Annotated in this window: 16 protein-coding genes; 11 read left to right on the forward strand and 5 right to left on the reverse strand. The window is 75.6% G+C overall.

Annotated features, from left to right (window positions below; all coding sequences use genetic code 11):
- Window positions 1-92: 92 nt before the first annotated feature.
- Window positions 93-380, reverse strand: coding sequence for a hypothetical protein (locus ACFU7Z_RS18315; RefSeq protein WP_380778229.1), 288 nt, complete (start codon window positions 378-380; stop codon window positions 93-95).
- Window positions 381-541: 161 nt separating this feature from the next.
- On the opposite strand from ACFU7Z_RS18315, the gene ACFU7Z_RS18320 reads away from it, so the two are divergent.
- Complete coding sequence (locus tag ACFU7Z_RS18320) at window positions 542-1,135, forward strand: LuxR C-terminal-related transcriptional regulator (RefSeq protein ID WP_380778231.1); 594 nt, start codon at window positions 542-544, stop codon at window positions 1,133-1,135.
- A gap of 56 nt (window positions 1,136-1,191) precedes the next feature.
- Here the strand turns inward: ACFU7Z_RS18320 and ACFU7Z_RS18325 are convergent, their stop codons facing one another.
- From ACFU7Z_RS18325 to ACFU7Z_RS18335, 3 genes are all read right to left on the reverse strand, one after another.
- A complete protein-coding gene (locus ACFU7Z_RS18325; RefSeq protein ID WP_380778233.1) occupies window positions 1,192-2,409 on the reverse strand; it encodes a hypothetical protein in 1,218 nt (405 codons plus the stop codon).
- A gap of 44 nt (window positions 2,410-2,453) precedes the next feature.
- Window positions 2,454-3,662: a hypothetical protein gene (locus ACFU7Z_RS18330; protein WP_380778235.1), complete on the reverse strand. Its 1,209-nt coding sequence runs from the start codon at window positions 3,660-3,662 to the stop codon at window positions 2,454-2,456.
- Window positions 3,663-3,940: 278 nt separating this feature from the next.
- Window positions 3,941-4,273 (reverse strand): hypothetical protein, encoded by a 333-nt coding sequence (locus tag ACFU7Z_RS18335; RefSeq protein ID WP_380778237.1) that lies wholly within the window; start codon window positions 4,271-4,273, stop codon window positions 3,941-3,943.
- A 295-nt stretch (window positions 4,274-4,568) separates the two neighbouring features.
- On the opposite strand from ACFU7Z_RS18335, the gene ACFU7Z_RS18340 reads away from it, so the two are divergent.
- The gene (locus ACFU7Z_RS18340; protein ID WP_380778239.1) at window positions 4,569-5,783 is read left to right on the forward strand and encodes a histidine kinase; all 1,215 of its coding nucleotides are present in this window, start codon (window positions 4,569-4,571) and stop codon (window positions 5,781-5,783) included.
- Window positions 5,780-6,487, forward strand: coding sequence for a response regulator (locus tag ACFU7Z_RS18345; protein WP_380778241.1), 708 nt, complete (start codon window positions 5,780-5,782; stop codon window positions 6,485-6,487). The genes ACFU7Z_RS18340 and ACFU7Z_RS18345 overlap by 4 nt, the downstream gene beginning before the upstream one ends.
- Before the next feature lie 109 nt (window positions 6,488-6,596).
- On the opposite strand, the gene ACFU7Z_RS18350 is transcribed toward ACFU7Z_RS18345, so the two are convergent.
- Window positions 6,597-8,009 (reverse strand): amidase, encoded by a 1,413-nt coding sequence (locus ACFU7Z_RS18350; protein ID WP_380778243.1) that lies wholly within the window; start codon window positions 8,007-8,009, stop codon window positions 6,597-6,599.
- A gap of 134 nt (window positions 8,010-8,143) precedes the next feature.
- Here ACFU7Z_RS18350 and ACFU7Z_RS18355 point away from each other — a divergent pair, with 134 nt between their 5' ends.
- The 8 genes from ACFU7Z_RS18355 to ACFU7Z_RS18390 all read left to right on the forward strand — a co-directional run bounded on the left by ACFU7Z_RS18355 (window position 8,144) and on the right by ACFU7Z_RS18390 (window position 17,353).
- A complete protein-coding gene (locus ACFU7Z_RS18355) occupies window positions 8,144-8,806 on the forward strand; it encodes a TetR/AcrR family transcriptional regulator (RefSeq protein ID WP_380778245.1) in 663 nt (220 codons plus the stop codon).
- A 160-nt stretch (window positions 8,807-8,966) separates the two neighbouring features.
- Window positions 8,967-10,214 (forward strand): 3-phosphoshikimate 1-carboxyvinyltransferase, encoded by a 1,248-nt coding sequence (aroA, locus tag ACFU7Z_RS18360; RefSeq protein WP_380778247.1) that lies wholly within the window; start codon window positions 8,967-8,969, stop codon window positions 10,212-10,214.
- 102 nt (window positions 10,215-10,316) lie between these two features.
- A complete protein-coding gene (locus ACFU7Z_RS18365) occupies window positions 10,317-11,342 on the forward strand; it encodes an RNA ligase family protein (RefSeq protein ID WP_380744053.1) in 1,026 nt (341 codons plus the stop codon).
- A 167-nt stretch (window positions 11,343-11,509) separates the two neighbouring features.
- A complete protein-coding gene (locus ACFU7Z_RS18370) occupies window positions 11,510-11,887 on the forward strand; it encodes a YciI family protein (protein ID WP_049656579.1) in 378 nt (125 codons plus the stop codon).
- Window positions 11,884-13,161, forward strand: a complete 1,278-nt coding sequence (locus ACFU7Z_RS18375; protein WP_380778250.1) for an RNA polymerase sigma factor — start codon at window positions 11,884-11,886, stop codon at window positions 13,159-13,161. The genes ACFU7Z_RS18370 and ACFU7Z_RS18375 overlap by 4 nt, the downstream gene beginning before the upstream one ends.
- Before the next feature lie 167 nt (window positions 13,162-13,328).
- The gene (locus ACFU7Z_RS18380; RefSeq protein WP_380778252.1) at window positions 13,329-14,378 is read left to right on the forward strand and encodes an alpha/beta hydrolase; all 1,050 of its coding nucleotides are present in this window, start codon (window positions 13,329-13,331) and stop codon (window positions 14,376-14,378) included.
- 310 nt (window positions 14,379-14,688) lie between these two features.
- A complete protein-coding gene (locus ACFU7Z_RS18385; protein ID WP_380778254.1) occupies window positions 14,689-15,600 on the forward strand; it encodes a diiron oxygenase in 912 nt (303 codons plus the stop codon).
- A 58-nt stretch (window positions 15,601-15,658) separates the two neighbouring features.
- Complete coding sequence (locus ACFU7Z_RS18390) at window positions 15,659-17,353, forward strand: 4Fe-4S binding protein (protein ID WP_380778256.1); 1,695 nt, start codon at window positions 15,659-15,661, stop codon at window positions 17,351-17,353.
- Window positions 17,354-17,434 lie beyond the last annotated feature (81 nt).

Genomic DNA, 17,434 nt, shown 5'->3' on the forward strand with positions numbered 1-17,434 from the left:
CTTCGTGGTCGACCGGCCGTTTCGTCATTCCGGGATCCGGATCAGCAGTGTCCCCGCTCCGGGGGTCCGTACGTCCGGTGGTGCGGGGTTCGTCAGCCTTGGTTCCAGGTGGCGCCCGAGCCGGTGAACGCGCCGGAGACGCCGGTGTCGTCGGACCAGATCCAGAAGTCGGTGTGCTGGAGGCCGTCGGAGTTGACGGTGGAGTTCGTATCCGCGACGCCGGCGCCGTTCTGGTTGACGACGAACTGACCTTTGCCGAAGTTCGCGTCCAGGCCCTCCTGGGCCGAGGCGATGCCTGCGGTGCCGATCGGCCCGCCGGAACCAGCGGGACACGTGCCGCCTCCCCGCGCAAGCGGGGTCGCCAGCCGAGCGGTGCCCACGGTGCGTCAGGCGCGCCGCGCCGACCTGCGGAAACGGCCGGTCGGGCGGTCGATCGCCGAGGTCGTCCGGGCGGAGCAGGCGGTGCGTCAGGAGACAGCTGCGGCGGCCGGCCGATCCGAGGACCGACCGGCCGCCGGGCGCACGGGGCCGTGGATTGCGGTTGGCCTCGTTGGCGGACGAGCCCGACCCCGTCCTGGTCACCCGGGTCGGCACCGGGGCCCTCTACCTCGACCGCCTCGGCGCGGTGTCCTCCCGGCACGCCATGCTGCTGGAGGCGTCGGCCGCCCTCTGCGCCGAGGACGACCGGGACGCCCTGCGCCGCTTCGCCCTCGCGCTGGACACCCCCGGAGCCGACCGGTGGCGCTTCGACCATGCCCGGGTCCGGCTCGCCCACGGCGAACGGCTCCGCCGGGCCCGGGCGACGGTCCGGGCCCGGGCCCAACTCGCCGCCGCCCTGGAGGTGTTCGAGGAGCCGGACGCCCGGCCGTGGGCCGAGCGGGCGCGGAACGAACTGCGGGCGACGGGCGCGAGCAGGCCGGGGGCCGACGCCTCGAACACCCACGGCCTGAGCGTCCAGAAGCTGGAGATCGCCCGCCTCGCCGCCTCCGGACTCACCAACAAGCAGATCGCCGAACGGCTGTTCCTCTCGCACCGGACCGTCGGCGCGCACCGGTACCAGATCTACGAGCGGCTCGGCATCACCTCCCGCACCATGCTGCGCGACGCCCTCGGGCCCGCGCCGGAGCGGGGCTGAGAACGGCCGGTCCGAGAGGGGACCGGCCGTTCCAAGGGCCGACCGGCCGTTCCGCGTCAGGGCTTCCAGACCACGGGGTGGGACGCGACCGGCTGGCCGGCCGCGTTCAGCTCGACGGCGTGACCGGCGACCAGTCCGGCGTCGTTGATGTACCTGGCCTGGGCGTACGGGCTGAGCGGGGACGGCGGGAGCGTGACGGTCGTTCCGTCGGGCTGCCACAGCAGGGCGGTGCTGCGGGTCCAGTCCGGGCCCTGGGCGCTGCCGACGGCGGTACCCGCGCTGTTGACCGCCATGGCCTCGCTCTGCCGGCCCGCCGGGCCGCCGAGCAGGGTCTGGCTGCCGTCCGGGTTCCAGCGGGCGGCGAACGTGGAGTGCGCCGCGTCGAACGTGGCCCCGACGACGGTGCCCGCGCTGTTGACGGCCCGTGTCCGGCCGTAGCCGGCGTCGCGGACGGTGCCGTCGGCCGTCCAGACCAGCACCCGGTCGAACTCCGTGCCGCCGGCCCGCCGCCCGTGGCCGAGCACCACGCCGTCGTCGGTCATCCGGTCCACCCGGGCGCCGTCGACGCCCGGCGGGAGCGGGAGCGCGGTCACCGTGTCCGTCGGGCTCCAGAGCACCGGGGTCTCCTGGTAGTCGCCGTTGCCGAGGCGCCGCTTGGAGATGCCGGCGACGATGCCCGCGTTGGTGACGGAGGTGGTCGAGCCCATGGTGTCGCCGGGCAGCAGCGGCAGGTCGACCCGGGTGCCGTCGGCCCGCCACTTCAAGGGCTTGGGCTGGTAGACCTCGTCGTACGAGCCGCCCACCACGACACCGGCGTCGTTGACCGCTCCCGCGCCGCCGCCGCGGACTCCGGCCGGCAGCTCCAGCGCGGTCGGGGTGCCGTCCGGGGTCCAGCGGACCGGGTGGTTGTCACTCAGCGACACGAAGGAGAGACCGACCACGGTGCCCGTGTCGTTGTGCCCGGCCGGCCGGCTGGACAGGTCGCCGGGCAGCGGCGCCAGGACGGTGTAGCCGAGGTGGTCGGGGCTCCAGCGGATCGCGCGCGGACCGGACTGGCCGGGGGTCTTCGCGAAGTACTCGCCGACGACGGCGCCGTCGCGGCTCAGGCCCCACACCGTGCTGTAGGCGGTGTCCGGCGGGGTCGGCAGGAACTGCGGGGAGGCCAGGTACCGGGCGGGGGTGGCAGCCGCCGCGGGTATCGGGCCGAGGAGCAGGGCGGCGGCCGTCGCGGCGGCGGCGAGGGCGGCCGTACGAGGGGTGCGTGAACCGGTCATGCGGAGAACTCCTGTCTCGTCGGGGCGACTTTGGGTCGTGGCCATCAGGGCTTCCAGACCATCGCGCGCGGCAGCGACTGCGCGTCCGGCAGGGTGGCGTGCCCGACGATCACCCCGGACTCGTTGATGACGGAGGCCGAGGCGTACGGGCTGAGCGAGGACGGCGGGAGCGTGACGGCCGTCCCGTCGCGCTTCCACAGCAGTGCCGTGCCGTGGTACCAGTCCGAACTCGTCGCGGTGCCGACGGCGGTGCCCGCGCTGTTGATCGCGTTCGCCGTGGTCTGCCAGCCCGCCGGGCCGTCGAGCAGGGTCCGGGTGCCGTCCGGCCGCCAGTACGCGGCCTGCAGGGGGCGGGCGGCGCCGAAGGCCACCCCGACGACGGTGCCGGTGTCGGTGATCGAGCTCGGCCGGCCCTCGCCGATGTCCCGGACGGTGCCGTCCGCCGCCCAGACCACCAGCCGGTCGAGCTCGGTGCCCCCCTCGCGCCGTCCGCTGCCGAGGATCACGCCGGAGTTGGTGATCCGGCGGGCCCCGACCACGTCGATCCCCGGTGGGGGCGGCAGTTCGGTCACGGTGCCCGACGGGCTCCAGACCACCGTACGCGTCCGGGGTTCGCCGCTGAGGCGCCGTTCGGACCAGCCGATGACGAAGCCCGCGTCGTTGACGGCCGTGGTCGAGCCGGTGTCGTCGCCGTCCAGCAGGGGCAGGGCGACCCGGGTGCCGTCGGCCCGCCACTTCACGGGCACGGGGCGGAACACCGCGTCGTACGAACTGCCGATCGCGACACCGGCGTTGTTGATCCCGGACGCGCCGCCGCCGCGGGCTCCGGCCGGCAGTTCCAGGGCGGTCGGGGTGCCGTCGAGGGCCCAGCGGACCGGGTGGTTGTCGGTCAGCGACGCGAAGGAGACCCCGACCGCGATGCCCGCCTCGTTCATGGCGCCCGGGCGGGTACCGGTCTCGCCGGGCAGTGGTTCCAGGGTGGTGAGGCCGAGGTTGCCGGTGTTCCAGCGGAGGGCGCGCGGGGCGAACCGGCCGGGGATGTCCAGGTAGCACTCGCCGAGGACGTCGCCCGCGTTGTTCAGGCTGTACGCGGTGCTGAGCGGGCCGGCGTTGGCGGGCAGCGGTAGGAGATAGGGGGTCGGGAGCGGTGCGCCTGGGTCGGCCGTTGCGGCGGGTACCGGGCCGAGGAGCAGGGCGACGGCCGTCGCGGCGGCGGCGAGGGCGGCCGTGCGCGGGGTGGATGAACCAGCCATCCGGAAACTCCTGTCTCTTCAATGACCTTGTGGATCAAGCGAATTGACGTTCCGTCGGAGTCAGGCTGGTCGGGTGCCCGGTCCGGTGGCCAAGTCTCGGCCACCGTCCGTTCGTTGGCAGGCCGATCACCGAAACGGCCGGAATCCGCACCCCCGGATCCGCATCGGGCAGGTCGGGAGGGGTGCGGATCCGGGGCGGCGGCCGATTTCCCGTGGTTCGGCCGTGCGGGGCGGTGGGGGTGCCGGGGCGGGCGTCGTTCTGCCTCCGCCCGGCTGCGTCAGCCGGGGGCGGTCGCCGGGCCGCCGCTGCTGATGGTGCCCTCGGTGGTGCCCTCGGCGGCGTCCCGGCTGCCGCTCCAGCCGCTTCCGGAGCCGCCGCCACCGGAGCCGCCGCCGGAACCCCGGACGTACACCGTGAAGGAGGTCAGGCCGGGGGGCAGTTCCCAGGCCCCACCGGCCCGGACGGACACCCGGTAGGCCTGCGGGCCGCCGTCCCGCTGGGCGGGTGCGGCCGGGGCGGTCGTCGTGGTGCCGGTCGTGACGGCCAGCGCCGTGGCAGTGGAGGCGGTCGCCAACAGGCCTTGCCGGAAGAGTTTTTGATTGATCGTCATCCTTGCGATGGTCTGATCTCCGGCGGCCCCGGCGGTGGCTTCGACCCCGAATCACGCGAACGAGTGGTCGCGTTCCGGCCGAGTTCGACGGGGCCCTCGTCGGTGAAGGTCGGCGGCCCTCGGACGGGCGGCGCGGGACCGCGCCCGGGGCCCCGCCGCGGGGAGCCGCGTCGCGCTCGGCGGAGTCGGCGGAGCCGACGGGTGGCGGACGGCGCGGGGGCACGGCGCGGACCTGCGGAGATCCTCCCTCGATCGGGGGAGGGCGAGGGTGCGAAGGCCGGTGATACTGGCGGACATGATCAAGGGACTGAAGCCGCTGCTGCGCGGGTCGACGTATACAGGTGTGCTGTTCGCGGTGGTCGGGGCAGTGGCCGCGCTGCCGGTGGCGATGGTGGCGCTCGGGGTGACGCTGGGGCTGTCCGGCCGCCCGGACTCGGTCTGGGTGGCGCTGCCCCTGTGGGCGGTGCTGCTCGGGCTGTGCGGGCTGCCCCGGCTGGTGCGCCGGGTGCTGGCGGCGGGGGCGCGCAGGACGCTGGGCGTCGCGGTGCCCGCCCCGGTGAAGGGGGCCGCGGCGGCGGAGTGGTGGCGGACGCCGGCGTTCGTGGTGGCGCACGTGGCACTGGGCTGGACGGTGCTGATCGGCGGCAGCACGCTGCTGGTGACGGCCGTGGCGCTGCCCGGCCGCTGGGCGGAGGGCACGGCGAGGGTCAGCCTCCTCGGCTGGGCCACGGACGTGACGGGCGTCTGGGCCTGGATCGTGGGAGTGCTCGCCCTGGTGCTCGCGGTGGCGCTGTTCGTGGCCGTGTCGGGCGCGCTGCGGTGGCTGGCGCCCCGGCTGCTCGGGCCCTCGCCGGCCGAGCGGCTCGCGATGGCCGCCGAGCGGGAGCGGCTGCTCGCCGAACGCAACCGGCTGGCCCACGAACTGCACGACTCCATCGGGCACACCCTGACCGCCGCCACCATCCAGGCCGCCGTCGCGGGCGAGGTACTGGCCGACGACCCGGTCGCGGCGCGGGCCGCCATGCGCAGCATCGAGGAGTCGACCCGGGCCGCGCTGGAGGACCTCGACTACGTGCTCGGCGCGCTGCGCGAGGAGCAGTCCGGCACCGCGCCGACCCGCACCCTCACCGACCTGCCCGAGCTGATCGACCGGCTCCGGCACGCGGGCGCCGTCGTGGCGCCGCGCACCACCGGGGACCTGGCGCAGGTGCAGGGCACGCTCTCCCGGGCCGCGTACCGGATCGTCCAGGAGGGGCTGACCAACGCGCTGCGGCACGGCTCGGGCGGGACGATCGAGCTGCGGGTGGCGGCGGGGGCGGACGAGCTGGAGCTGAGCGTGGTCAACGGGGTGGCGGACGGGGCCGGGGCGGGTGGCTTCCCGACCTCCGGGCACGGCCTGCCCGGGCTGGCCGAGCGGGTGCGGCTGCTGCACGGCGAGTTCGAGGCCGGTCCGTACGGCGAGGGGCAGTGGCGGCTGGCGGTCCGGCTGCCGATGCGGTGGTCGGCGTGAGCGGGAGCGGTGAGGACAGGGTGGCCGACCCCGCCGCGGGGGCGGCGCCCGACGTCACCCTCCTGATCGCCGACGACGACCCCGTCACCCGCAGCGGCCTGAGCACCCTGCTGGGCGCCCAACAGGGCATCACGGTGGTCGGGCGGGCCGCCGACGGCGTCGAAGTGGTCCAGCAGGTCCGGATGTTGCGGCCGGACGTGGTGCTGATGGACGTGCGGATGCCGCGTCGCAACGGGATCGAGGCGACCCGCGAACTGCTGAAGGACGCCGACCCGCCCAAGGTCGTGGTGATCACCACCTTCGAGAACGACGGCTACGTCACCGCCGCGCTGAGCGCCGGCGCCAGCGGCTTCGTGCTGAAGCGGCGGCCCGTCCCGCAGATCGCCGAGGCGGTGCGGGTGGTGGCCGCCGGGGAGGCGGTGCTGTTCCCCGCCGCGCTGCGCCGGATGGTCGCGGCCCGGCCGCTGGAGTCGGCCGAGGCGCTGCCCAGGGCGGCGCTGACCGGCCGGGAGGAGGGGGTGCTGCGGCTGATGGCGACCGGGCTCTCCAACCCGGAGATCGCGCAGGCCCTCGCGGTGAGCCAGGAGACGGTGAAGACGCACGTCGGGAACGTGCTGGGCAAGCTCGGCGCGCAGAACCGGACCCATGCGGTGGTGATCGCGTACGAGAGCGGGCTGGTGGTGCCGGGGCTGCCCGGCGCCTGAGCGGCGGTGCGGCCACGGTGATGTGGCCACGGCGGGAGCAGCCCCGGCGGTCGGTGCGGCCTGCGGCTTACGGCCTGCGGCCTGCGGCCTGCGGCTTACGGCCTGCGGCTTACGGCCTCGGGTCGATCGGGGCGAGGGTGCCGAGGCGGTCCTCGACGGCCTGGGCGGCGGCCAGGCAGAGGTCCTCCCGGAAGGCCCGGCCGACGAGCTGCACACCGGTGGGGAGGCCGTCCGCGGCGAGACCGGTCGGGACGGCGACGGACGGGACGCCGACGAAGCTGGTCACCGAGCAGAGCCGCATGGCCGAGGCGACCCGGTCCCGGCCCGCCTGGTCCCGCGACTCCAGGCCCGGTTCGACCGGCGGCTCGGTGAACACCGGGCCCAGCAGCAGCGGGTACGCGTGCAGGAACTCCGCCCAGGAGCGGCGGATGTTCATCCAGGTGCCCAGCAGCCGGATCAGGCCGGGGCCGTCCACGGGCGGGGAGCTGCGCATCGTCAGCTCGATGAAGCGGTCGCCGCCCTCGCCCAGCAGCTGCCGGACGGCGGGCCAGTTCGGCGCGAACTCGGTGCCGGTCAGGCGGTGGTAGGTGTCGAGCGCCTCGTCCAGCCGCGGGACGTCGGGGATCTCCTGGACGTCGTACCCGGCGTCGCGCAGCGCGTCGGCGGCGGTCTCGACGGCGCGGCGGACGGTGGGGTGGACGCCGTGGCCGCCCGGGTCGGCGACGACGGCGACCCGGACGGGGGCGGCGAGCGGCTCGCCGTACAGCGGGACGGGCACGGCGCGCGGGTCGCGCGGGTCGGTGCCCGCCAGCGTCTCGTAGGCGAGCCGCAGGTCGGCGACCGTACGGGCCAACGGGCCGTCGGTGACCAGGATCTGGGAGGCCGGGCCGGGGTCGTCCGGGCCGATCAGGCGCTGGTCGGCGGGGAAGCGGCCGGTGGTCGGATCGAGGGCGGCGACCCCGCAGAAGGAGGCGGGGATGCGGACCGAGCCGCCGGAGTCGTTGCCGAGCCCGAGCGGGGCCATCCCGGCGGCGACGGCCACGCCGTCCCCGCCGCTGGTGCCGCCCGGGGTGCGGCGCCGGTCCCAGGGGTTGTAGGTGTCGCCGTACAGCTCGCTGCGGGTGTGCATCCCGGCGAGGATCAGGGTCGGCAGGTTGCTGTGGCCGATCGGGATCGCCCCGGCCGCGCGCAGCCGGGTCACCGGGACGGCGTCGTCGGTGGCGACGTGGTCGCGGAAGCGCGGGGTGCCGAAGGTGGTGGCCACACCGGCGATCGGGGTGCACTCCTTCACGGTGAACGGCACGCCCGCGAGCGGCCCGAGGGGCTCGCCGGCGGCCCGGCGGCGGTCGGTGTCCCGCGCGGCCGCGCGGGCCCGGTCGGCGAGGAGCTGGGTGACGGCGTTCAGACGGGGGTTGACCTCGTCGATCCGGGCCAGGTGGCTGTCCACCACCTCCAGGGCCGACACCTCGCCGCCGCGCACGGCGGCGGCGAGTTCGGTGGCGGGCTTGCTCCACAGGGACATGGGGGCGCTCCTCGGCGGGTCGTCGGGCTCGTTCCGATGCGGTCGCATCGGAACGGAACGAACCCTAGCCCGGAACCGATACGCTTGCATCGGAATATCGAATATCGGAGAACACGGCGGCGAGGAGGACGGGCATGCCGAAACAGGTGGACCACGAGGGCCGGCGCCGGCGGATCGCCGAGGCCGTCTGCCTGCTGGTGGACGAGCACGGACTGGAGGGCGTCACCCTGCGGGACGTCGCCACCCGGGCGGAGGTCTCGATGGGGGCCGTCCAGCGCTGCTTCCGCACCAAGGAGGAGATGCTGCTGGCCGCGCTCGCGCACGTCGGCGAGCGGGTCACCGCGCGGGTGCGGAACCGGCTCACGGCCGGCCCGGCGCAGTCGGCGGCCACCGAACTCGGGCTGGTGGCGGGCGAGGTGGCGCTGCTGCGCGAGGAACACCGGGCCGAGGCCAGGATCTGGCTCGCCTTCGTCGCCGGCGCCGCCGTCAACCCGGCGCTGGCGGCCACCCTGCGGAGCAGCTACGCGGCGCTGGAGGAGCTGGTGGTGCGGCTGGTCGCGGAGGCGGCGGGCGGGGGATCGGCGCTGGGCGGGGCGACAGCGGGCGGGCCGGCGGCCGGGGGATCGGCGCTGGGCGGAGCGGCGGTCGACGGGGCGGTGGACGCGCGGAACGAAGCCCGTACGCTGCTCGCCCTCGCCGACGGGCTCACCGCGCACGTACTGGTCGGGCACCGGACGGCGGCGGAGGCGGAGGAGGTCCTGCACACGCACCTGGCCGGGCTCTGGGCGCGCTGCTGAAACGGCCCCTCGGCACGCGGCTGAAGCCTTCGCCCACTGTTGTCGCCCCCGTCACCGTCCAGTCCGTGGATGGTCGGCCACGGCGGTGGCCGGGTCGGGCAGGATCGGGCCCGACGTCACCGGAGACACCTGTCGGACACTCGAGTTGGGAGAGCCTGCCGTGACTGCTGTGGAGATCCCCGGGTCCAAGTCCATCACCGCCCGGGCGCTGTTCCTGGCCGCCGCCGCCGAGGGCGTGACCACCCTGCGCCGGCCGCTGTCCTCGGACGACACCGAGGGCTTCGCGCAGGGGCTGGACACCCTCGGGTACCGGATCGAGCGGACGGCCGCGGCGTGGCGGGTGGAGGGCCGCCCGGCCGGTCCCGCCGTCCCGGAGGCCGAGGTGTACTGCCGCGACGGCGCCACCACCGCGCGCTTCCTGCCCACCCTCGCCGCCGCCGGCCACGGCACGTACCGCTTCGACGCCTCCGCCCAGATGCGCCGCCGCCCGGTCGCCCCGCTCACCCGGGCGCTGCGCGAACTGGGCGTGGACCTGCGGCACGAGGAGGCCGAGGGGCACCACCCGCTGACGGTCCTCGCCGACGGCGTCCGCGGCGGTGAACTCACCCTGGACGCAGGGCAGTCCTCGCAGTACCTGACCGCGCTGCTGCTGCTCGGCCCGCTCACCCGGGACGGCCTGCGGATCACCGTCACCCGGCTGGTCTCCGCGCCGTACATCGGCATCACCCTGGCGATGATGCGCGACTTCGGGGTCGAGGTGAAGCGGGAACGGACGCCCGCGGGCGAGCTGTTCGAGGTGCCCCCCGGCGGCTACCGGGCCGCCGACTACCCGATCGAGCCGGACGCCTCCACGGCCAGCTACTTCTTCGCCGCCGCGGCCCTGGCCGGCCGGGAGGTCACCGTCCCCGGCCTCGGCCGGGACGCGCTCCAGGGCGACCTGCGCTTCGTCGACGTGCTGCGGCGGATGGGCGCCCGGGTGGACGTCGGCGCCGACCGCACCACGGTGGCCGGCGAGGGCCCGCTCGGCGGGATCACCGTCAACATGCGGGACATCTCCGACACCATGCCCACCCTCGCGGCCATCGCCCCGTTCGCCACCGGGCCGGTGCGGATCGAGGACGTCCACAACACCCGGGTCAAGGAGTGCGACCGCCTGGAGGCCTGCGCCGACAACCTGCGCGCGATGGGCGTCACCGTGGCCACCGGGGACGACTGGATCGAGATCCGGCCCGGCACGCCCCGCCCGGCCGAGGTCACCACCCACTCCGACCACCGGATCGTCATGTCCTTCGCCGTCACCTCGCTGCGCACCCCCGGCATCACCTTCGACGACCCGGGCTGCGTGCGGAAGACCTTCCCGGGGTTCCACGAGGCCTTCGCGGCGCTGCGCGCGGAGTGGGGGGTCTGACCCGCGCCGCTCCGACCCGGGTCGCCGCTCCGACCCGGGTCGTCGTCCGGGCCGGGAAATCCCGGTTGCCAGGCGGCGGCCCCGGCGGCGAGGATTCCGTTCGTGTCCGAGACGGTGTTCGAGACGGTGTCCGACGGGCCCGGGCTGCGGCCCTACCCCAAGATCCCCGCCCGGGGCCGCTCCGGCGGGCCCGGCAGCCGCGAGTGGACCGCGGCCGAGAAGGTGCACGGGGCGCACTTCGCCGTGGTCTGCGAAGGCGGCTCCGTACGGGCCGCGAAACGGCGTGAACTGCTGGACGACGAGGGGCTGGACGGCTTCTTCGGGGTGAGCCGGATCTGGCCCGAACTCTCCGTCGCGGCCGCCCGGTTCGCCGCCGCGGTGCGCGAACCGTGGGGCGCCGCCGCCGTGGTGACGGTCTACGGCGAACTGGCCGGCGGCCGCTACCCGCACCCCGGGGTGCCCGCCGTCCCCGGCGTCGACCCGGTCCAGACCGGCGTCTGGTACGCCCCCGGCCTGCGCTGGCTGCCCTTCGACGCCACCGTCGAGACACCCGAGGGCCGCTGGTGGATCGCCGACCGGACCCTGCGCGCGGCCGCGCGGGCCGCCGGACTCACCTGCGTCCCCCTGCTCGGCCACGGCCCGCTGAACACCCTGCACGACCTGCCGGTCCGCTACCCCAGCCGGGTGCCCGCCCTGTTCGGCCTGCCCGAGCTGCCGGACAACCTCGCCGAGGGGTACGTCCTCAAACCGGCCGGCGAATGGCACGAGTCCGCCACCGCCCGTCCGCTCGTGAAGGTGAAGCAGCGGGCCTTCGCCGAGGACGACCGCTACGACGGCGCCCGCCCCTACCTCCCCCCGCCGGAGGGCGCGGCCGGCGTCCCCGCCTGGCTCCTCGTCCAGGCCTCGGCCCTGCTCACCCCCACCCGCGCCGCCGCCGCCGTCAGCAAGCTCGGCCCCCGCACACCCGCACAGGCCGTGGCCGCGGAGATCGCGGCGGACGTGGCCGAGGAACTCGCCGACGCCGTGGGAGGGTTGGACCCAACCGTCCTGGCCGCCCTGCGCCAGGCCCTCGAACCGGGAGCCCTGGCCCTCACGTCCTTCGACGCGGAGGACCGGCGCAACTCCTGAGCACCGGGTGGCCGGCGGCTGCCGTACCTTGATCGTTCGTGGGGGTCAGGGGCGCGAGAAAGATTCCTCGGAAAAGTCGTCGGCCGATGTAGAGGCCGGGTTCCGCCGCTCCGACTGAGAGGTGACGGCGCGCCGACGGGGCGCGTGAGACGGAGGGGACACCCGGAATGAAGTACGTCGCGATGATCTACGGCAACCAGGCCAAGTGGGACTCCTTCCCGGCCGAGGCGTGGCCGGAGGCGATCGCCAGGCAGGAGGCGTTCAACGCGCGGTACCGGGAGAGCGGGGAGCTGGTCGGCGCGTACGGGCTGGCGGACGCGGCGGCGGCGCAGCTGGTGCGGCGGGCGGAGGGGGTGCCGGTGGTCACCGACGGGCCGTACCTGGAGACCAAGGAGTACGTGGCCAGCTTCTACCTGCTGGACTGCGAGAGCCTGGAGCGGGCCCAGCAGATCGCGGCGGACATGCCGTTCGCGGACGTGGAGCCGGTGGAGCTGTGGCCGGTCCTGCACGAGTCCGTGGCGGGCGACCTCCCCGTGTGCGAGTGAGCGGAACGACCGGTGCCGTCGAGGGCCTGCTGCGCGAACTGGCGCCGCAGGTCCTCGGCGTGCTGGTGCGGCGGCACGGCGGGGCGTTCGACGCGTGCGAGGACGCGGTGCAGGAGGCGCTGCTGGCCGCCGCGACGCAGTGGCCGGAGGGCGGGGTGCCGGCCAACCCGAGGGGCTGGCTGGTGACGGTCGCGGAGCGGCGGCTGGTGGACCGGGTGCGCAGCGATTCGGCGCGCCGCCGCCGGGAGGAGGCGCTGGCGCTGGCCACGCCGCAGTCGGCGCTGCTGGCCCCCGCGGCCGACGCGCCCGACCCGGCGGCGGACGACTCGCTCGCGCTGCTGTTCCTCTGCTGCCACCCGGCGCTGTCCGTGCCGAGCCGGATCGCGCTGACCCTGCGCGCGGTCGGCGGCCTGACCACCGCGCAGATCGCGGCCGCGTTCCTGGTGCCCGAGGCGACGATGGCGCAGCGGATCAGCCGGGCGAAGCAGACGCTGAGGAGCGTGGGCGGGGGACTGTCCCTCGGCGGGGGAGAGTCCCTCCCGGAGGGCGGGGCGGGGCGGCTGGGCGAGGTCCGGCACGTGCTGTACCTGGTCTTCAACGAGGGCTACACGGCGAGCGGCGGCGAGGAGCTGACCGCGCCGCGGCTGTCCGAGGAGGCGATCCGGCTGACCCGGCTGCTGCGGCGGCTCACCCCCGGGGACGCCGAGACGGCGGGGCTGCTCGCGCTGATGCTGCTGACCGACGCCCGCCGGCCGGCCCGCACCGGGGCGCACGGCGCGGTGGTGCCGCTGGACGAGCAGGACCGCGGCCGGTGGGACCGTGAACTGCTGGACGAGGGGCTGGAGTTGATCGCCTCGGTGCTGCCGCGCGGGCAGGCCGGGCCGTACCAGGTGCAGGCCGCGATCGCCGCGGTGCACGGGGAGGCGGCGACGGCGCGGGAGACCGACTGGCCGCAGGTCCTGGCGCTGTACGACCTGCTGCTGCGCCTCGACCCGAACCCGGTGGTCGCGCTCAACCGGGCGGTCGCGGTCGCGATGGTGCACGGGCCGGAGGCCGGGCTGGCACTGGTGGCGGAGCTGGCCGGGGACCGGCGCCTGGCCCGGCACCACCGGCTGCTCGCCGTCCGGGCGCACCTGCTCGACCGGCTCGGCACCGACCCGGCGGCCGCCGCCCGCGCCTACCGGGAGGCGGCGGCCCGGACGGCGAGCGCCCCGGAGCGGCGCCATCTGGCCTCCCGGGCACGGCGGTTGGAGGTGGCCTCGAGTACGGGGTGAGCGGGCGGGCGGCAGGGTCGAGGGCGGGGGCGGGGGCGGGGTCGAGGGCGGGACCAGACGGCGTCCAGGGGGCTTCCGCGTCCGCCGGGAGGGGCCCATCATGGGCTCCCGGCCCCGGCAGAACCGCCCCGACACCGTTCCAGGGCCGCCGTCAGGAGGCAGAAGAGATGACGATCCCACCGCCCGTTCGGATCCAGGCCGCCGTCGTCCGCGCCGCGTACGCGCTGCCCGAGGGCCTGCGGCGGGCCGTCGCGGGCAAGCCGGTGGTCCTCGACGGGCAGACGCTCGCGCTGGACGCGCAGTTGATACTCAAGCTCCAACGGCTGTCCGGGGCGTCCCTGGTGATGTCGGGCGGGGTCGGGCCGTCGCGCGCCGCGATGGAGCACGCGCGGCACCTGGTGGGCGGGCCGCGCAACCGTACGGTGGCCGCGCGGAGCGTCGGCATCCCGCAGGAGCACGGCGAACTGGCCGCGACGCTGTACACCCCGGAGGGGCTGGCGGCCGGTTCCGGCCTGCTGGTCCTCCTGCACGGCGGGGGCTGGGTGGTCGGCAGCCGGGCCAGCCACGACCACGTCGCCCGCTTCCTCGCCCAGCGGGCGCGGGTGCGGGTGCTGTCGGTGGAGTACCGGCTGGCGCCCGAGCACGCGTTCCCGGCGGCGGCCGAGGACGCGCTGGCCGCGTTCGACTACGCCTACGCCAAGGCCGCCGACCTGGGCGCGGACCCGGAGCGGATCGCGGTCGGCGGGGACAGCGCGGGCGGCAACCTGGCCGCCGTCGCCGCCCAGCAGGCGGTCCGGCGGGGCGGCCCCGCGCCGGTGTTCCAGCTGCTGCTGTACCCGGCGACCGACGCCTCGACCCGGCGCCCCTCGCGCGCACTGTTCGCCGACGGGTTCTTCCTGACCAGCGCCGACATGGACTGGTTCGCCGACCGGTACGCGCCCGCGCCCGCCGACCGCACCGACCCGCGGCTGTCGCCGCTGCTCGCCGAGGACCTGACCGGCCTGCCGCCCGCGTACATCGGCACCGCGGGCTTCGACCCGCTGCGCGACGAGGGCGAGGCGTACGCGCGGGCGCTGGAGGAGGCCGGGGTCGCGGTGCGGCTGAGCCGGCAGTCGGACCTCATCCACGGGTACGCCAGCTACATCGGTATCGGCCACCGCTTCCGGGAGGCGACGGCCGAGGCGGCGGAGGCGCTGCGGCAGGCGATCGGCGGGTAGCGGCAGCGCGCCGGAGGGCTTGCGGCGAAGGGCGGGACCCCGGCAGCGGGCGGGTCCCGCCCTTCGCCGTGCCGTGAGACGGAAGGCGGGGCGGGGCCGGAGGCGGAAGGGGGACGGGGCCGGAGGCGGAAGAGGGGCGTGACCGTGAGACGGAAGGGGGCGTGCCCGGAGGCGGAAGGGGGGCGTGAGCCGTACGGTCACGCGCCGGATCGCTGTCGCGCAGGGGGTTCTCGGCGACCGGCTCTTATTGTACTGTCCGTCTAATAAGCGGGTGAGCGGGAACCCGCGGAACAGGCACCTGGAGGCAGCCATGGCTCTCACCTGGCAGACGGGGCACGGCCACACCACGGCCGACGACGACGTCTCGAAGCGGCTGCTGGAGTCGGCCGCCACCCTCTCCTACGACCCCTCGGCCGAGATCGACTGGGACGCCCCCCTCCCGGACGACCACTACGGCCTCAACCCGGAGTGGAGCACCCTCTACGGCACCCGGCTGTGGGACGAGATGACCGAGCGCCAGCGGGTCACGCTCACCCGGCACGAGGTCTGCTCGATCATGAACACCGGCATCTGGTTCGAGATGATCCTCCAGCAGATGGTGCTGCGCGACCAGTACCTCAAGAACCCCGCCACCGCCGAGTTCCAGTTCGCGCTCACCGAGATCGCCGACGAGTGCCGCCACTCGATCATGTTCGCCCGCGCCTGCGCCAAGATGGGCGTCCCCGCCTACCGCCCGAACAAGGTGATCGCCCAGGCCGGGCGCGCCTTCAAGGCGCTCGCCAAGGGCGAACTCGCCTACGGCGGCATCCTGGTGGCCGAAGAGGTGCTCGACGTCATGCAGCGCGACTGGATGCGCGGCGAGAAGGTGCTGGAGATCGTCCGCGGCACGTCCCGGATCCACGTGGTCGAGGAGTCCCGGCACATGAAGTTCGCCCGGCAGGAGATCCGCGAGCGGATGCGCCACGCGAGCCCGGCCCGCCGGCGCGCCTCGGCCACCGGCATCGCCGTGGGCGCGTACGTCATCGTCACCAGCATGGTGCACCCGGGCGTGTACAAGGCCGCCGGGCTCGACGTGCAGCGGGCGCTCGCCGAAGTGCGGGCCAGCGAGCACCGCAAGGCGATGATGCGCACCAGCTCCCGGCACCTGATGGCCTTCCTCGCCGAGACCGGCCTGCTCACCAGCCGCTCGGCGGCCGTCTACCGCCGGGTGCACATGCTCTGACGGATCGTCACCACCGAGCCGCCCCATCCCCCACGCGCAGCGAGGACCCACCCCGGCCATGGCCTACGCGATCACCCAGACCTGCTGCAACGACGCCTCGTGCGTGTCCGTCTGCCCGGTCAACTGCATCCACCCGACCCCGGACGAACCGGAGTTCGGCACCACCGACACGCTCTACATCGACCCGCGGGCGTGCATCGACTGCGGCGCCTGCGCGGACGCCTGTCCGGTGGACGCGGTGTTCCCGGTCGACCGGCTGCGCGGACCCGACACCGTGTTCGGCGACCTCAACCGCGACTGGTTCCGCGACCACCCCAACGACCACGCCTGGGGCGCGCCCAGCTTCCCGCGCAGCCTGCCGGCCGAGGTCGGAGCGCTGCGGATAGCCGTCGTCGGCACCGGCCCGTCCGCCGGGTACACCGCGCAGGAACTGCTGCGCGGCACCAGCGCCGAGATCACCATGATCGACCGGCTGCCGGTCACCGGCGGCCTGCTGCGCCACGGCGTCGCGCCCGACCACCAGTCCACCAAGCGGATCGCGGAGAGCTTCGCGAGCGTCTTCCACGACCCGCGGCTGCGGATGCACCTGAACGTGGAGATCGGCACGGACCTCACCCACCAGGAGCTCGCCGCCCACCACCACGCGGTGGTGTACGCGGTCGGCGCGGCCGCCGACCGCCGGCTCGGCATCCCCGGCGAGGACCTGCCAGGCAGCCTGCCCGCGACCGCCTTCGTCGGCTGGTACAACGCCGAACCGACCGTGCCCGCCGACGCGGTGGAGCTGTCGGCGGAGCGCGTGGTGGTGGTCGGCAACGGCAACGTCGCGGTGGACGTCGCCCGCATCCTGCTCACCGATCCCGACCGGCTCGCCGCCACCGACATCGCCGACCACGCCCTGGCCGCGCTGCGCCGCAGCCGGGTCCGGGAGGTCGTGCTGCTCGCCCGGCGCGGCCCCGGGCAGGCGGCGTGGAGCAGGGCGGAGTTCCTGGCGCTGCGGCGGCTGCCGGGCGTCGAGGTGGTGGTGGCGGACCACCCGGAGGTGCGGGCGGCCATCGAGGCGGCGGCGGAGGCGGAGGCGGGGGCGGCGGCGGAAGCGGCGTCGGGTACGGCGTCGGGGGCGGCGCTGCTCGCCGGGCTGCCGCTGGTGCCGCACGACGGTGACGCGGCGCCCGGGCCGGGGCGGCGGATCGTGCTGCGGTTCCTGTCGGCGCCGGTCGAGCTGTCCGGGGAGGGGCGGGTCGAGGCGCTGACCGTCGAGCGGACCGCCCCGGCGGCGGACGGCCGGGTCGAGGGCACCGGCGTGCGGGACGTGCTGCGGGCCGGGCTGGTGGTGCGCTCCATCGGGCACCGGGGCGTCCCGCTGCCCGGGCTGCCGTTCGACGAGCGGACCGGGACGGTCGCGCACCGGGCGGGGCGGGTCGTCGACCCGGCGACCGGACGGCCGCTGCCGGGGACGTACGTGGTGGGCTGGGCCAAGCGCGGGCCGTCCGGCGGGATCGGCGCCAACCGGGCCTGCGCCCGGGAGACGGTGGGCGCGCTGCTGGACGACGCGACCGCCCGCGCGCTGCCCGTCCCGGAGGCGGGGCGCGGCGACTTCGAACGGCTGGTGCGCAAGCGGCGGCCGGACGCGGTCGGGCTGCGGGAACTGCGGGCGGTGGACCGCGCGGAACGCGAGCGGGGCGAGGCCGAGGGGCGGCCCCGGGTGAAGCTCGCCACCGTCGCCGAGCTGCTGGCGGCGGGGCTGCGGCGGTAGGGCCCCGGCCCTCGCACAGGACGTGCGCAGGAAGTCGGGTGGGCCGCCGTACGGCGCCCCGCCGGCTCCCCCCCCGGGGGT

The organism is Kitasatospora sp. NPDC057518, assembly GCF_042802075.1.
Lineage (GTDB): Bacteria > Actinomycetota > Actinomycetes > Streptomycetales > Streptomycetaceae > Kitasatospora.

Excerpts from the sequence above, each read along its gene's own strand:
- ACFU7Z_RS18325 (WP_380778233.1), bottom strand. The coding sequence starts at position 2,409 with ATGACCGGTTCACGCACCCCTCGTACGGCCGCCCTCGCCGCCGCCGCG.
- ACFU7Z_RS18330 (WP_380778235.1), bottom strand. The coding sequence starts at position 3,662 with ATGGCTGGTTCATCCACCCCGCGCACGGCCGCCCTCGCCGCCGCCGCG.
- ACFU7Z_RS18335 (WP_380778237.1), bottom strand. The coding sequence starts at position 4,273 with ATGACGATCAATCAAAAACTCTTCCGGCAAGGCCTGTTGGCGACCGCC.
- ACFU7Z_RS18340 (WP_380778239.1), top strand. The coding sequence starts at position 4,569 with ATGATCAAGGGACTGAAGCCGCTGCTGCGCGGGTCGACGTATACAGGT.
- ACFU7Z_RS18350 (WP_380778243.1), bottom strand. The coding sequence starts at position 8,009 with ATGTCCCTGTGGAGCAAGCCCGCCACCGAACTCGCCGCCGCCGTGCGC.
- ACFU7Z_RS18355 (WP_380778245.1), top strand. The coding sequence starts at position 8,144 with ATGCCGAAACAGGTGGACCACGAGGGCCGGCGCCGGCGGATCGCCGAG.
- ACFU7Z_RS18370 (WP_049656579.1), top strand. The coding sequence starts at position 11,510 with ATGAAGTACGTCGCGATGATCTACGGCAACCAGGCCAAGTGGGACTCC.
- ACFU7Z_RS18380 (WP_380778252.1), top strand. The coding sequence starts at position 13,329 with ATGACGATCCCACCGCCCGTTCGGATCCAGGCCGCCGTCGTCCGCGCC.
- ACFU7Z_RS18385 (WP_380778254.1), top strand. The coding sequence starts at position 14,689 with ATGGCTCTCACCTGGCAGACGGGGCACGGCCACACCACGGCCGACGAC.
- ACFU7Z_RS18390 (WP_380778256.1), top strand. The coding sequence starts at position 15,659 with ATGGCCTACGCGATCACCCAGACCTGCTGCAACGACGCCTCGTGCGTG.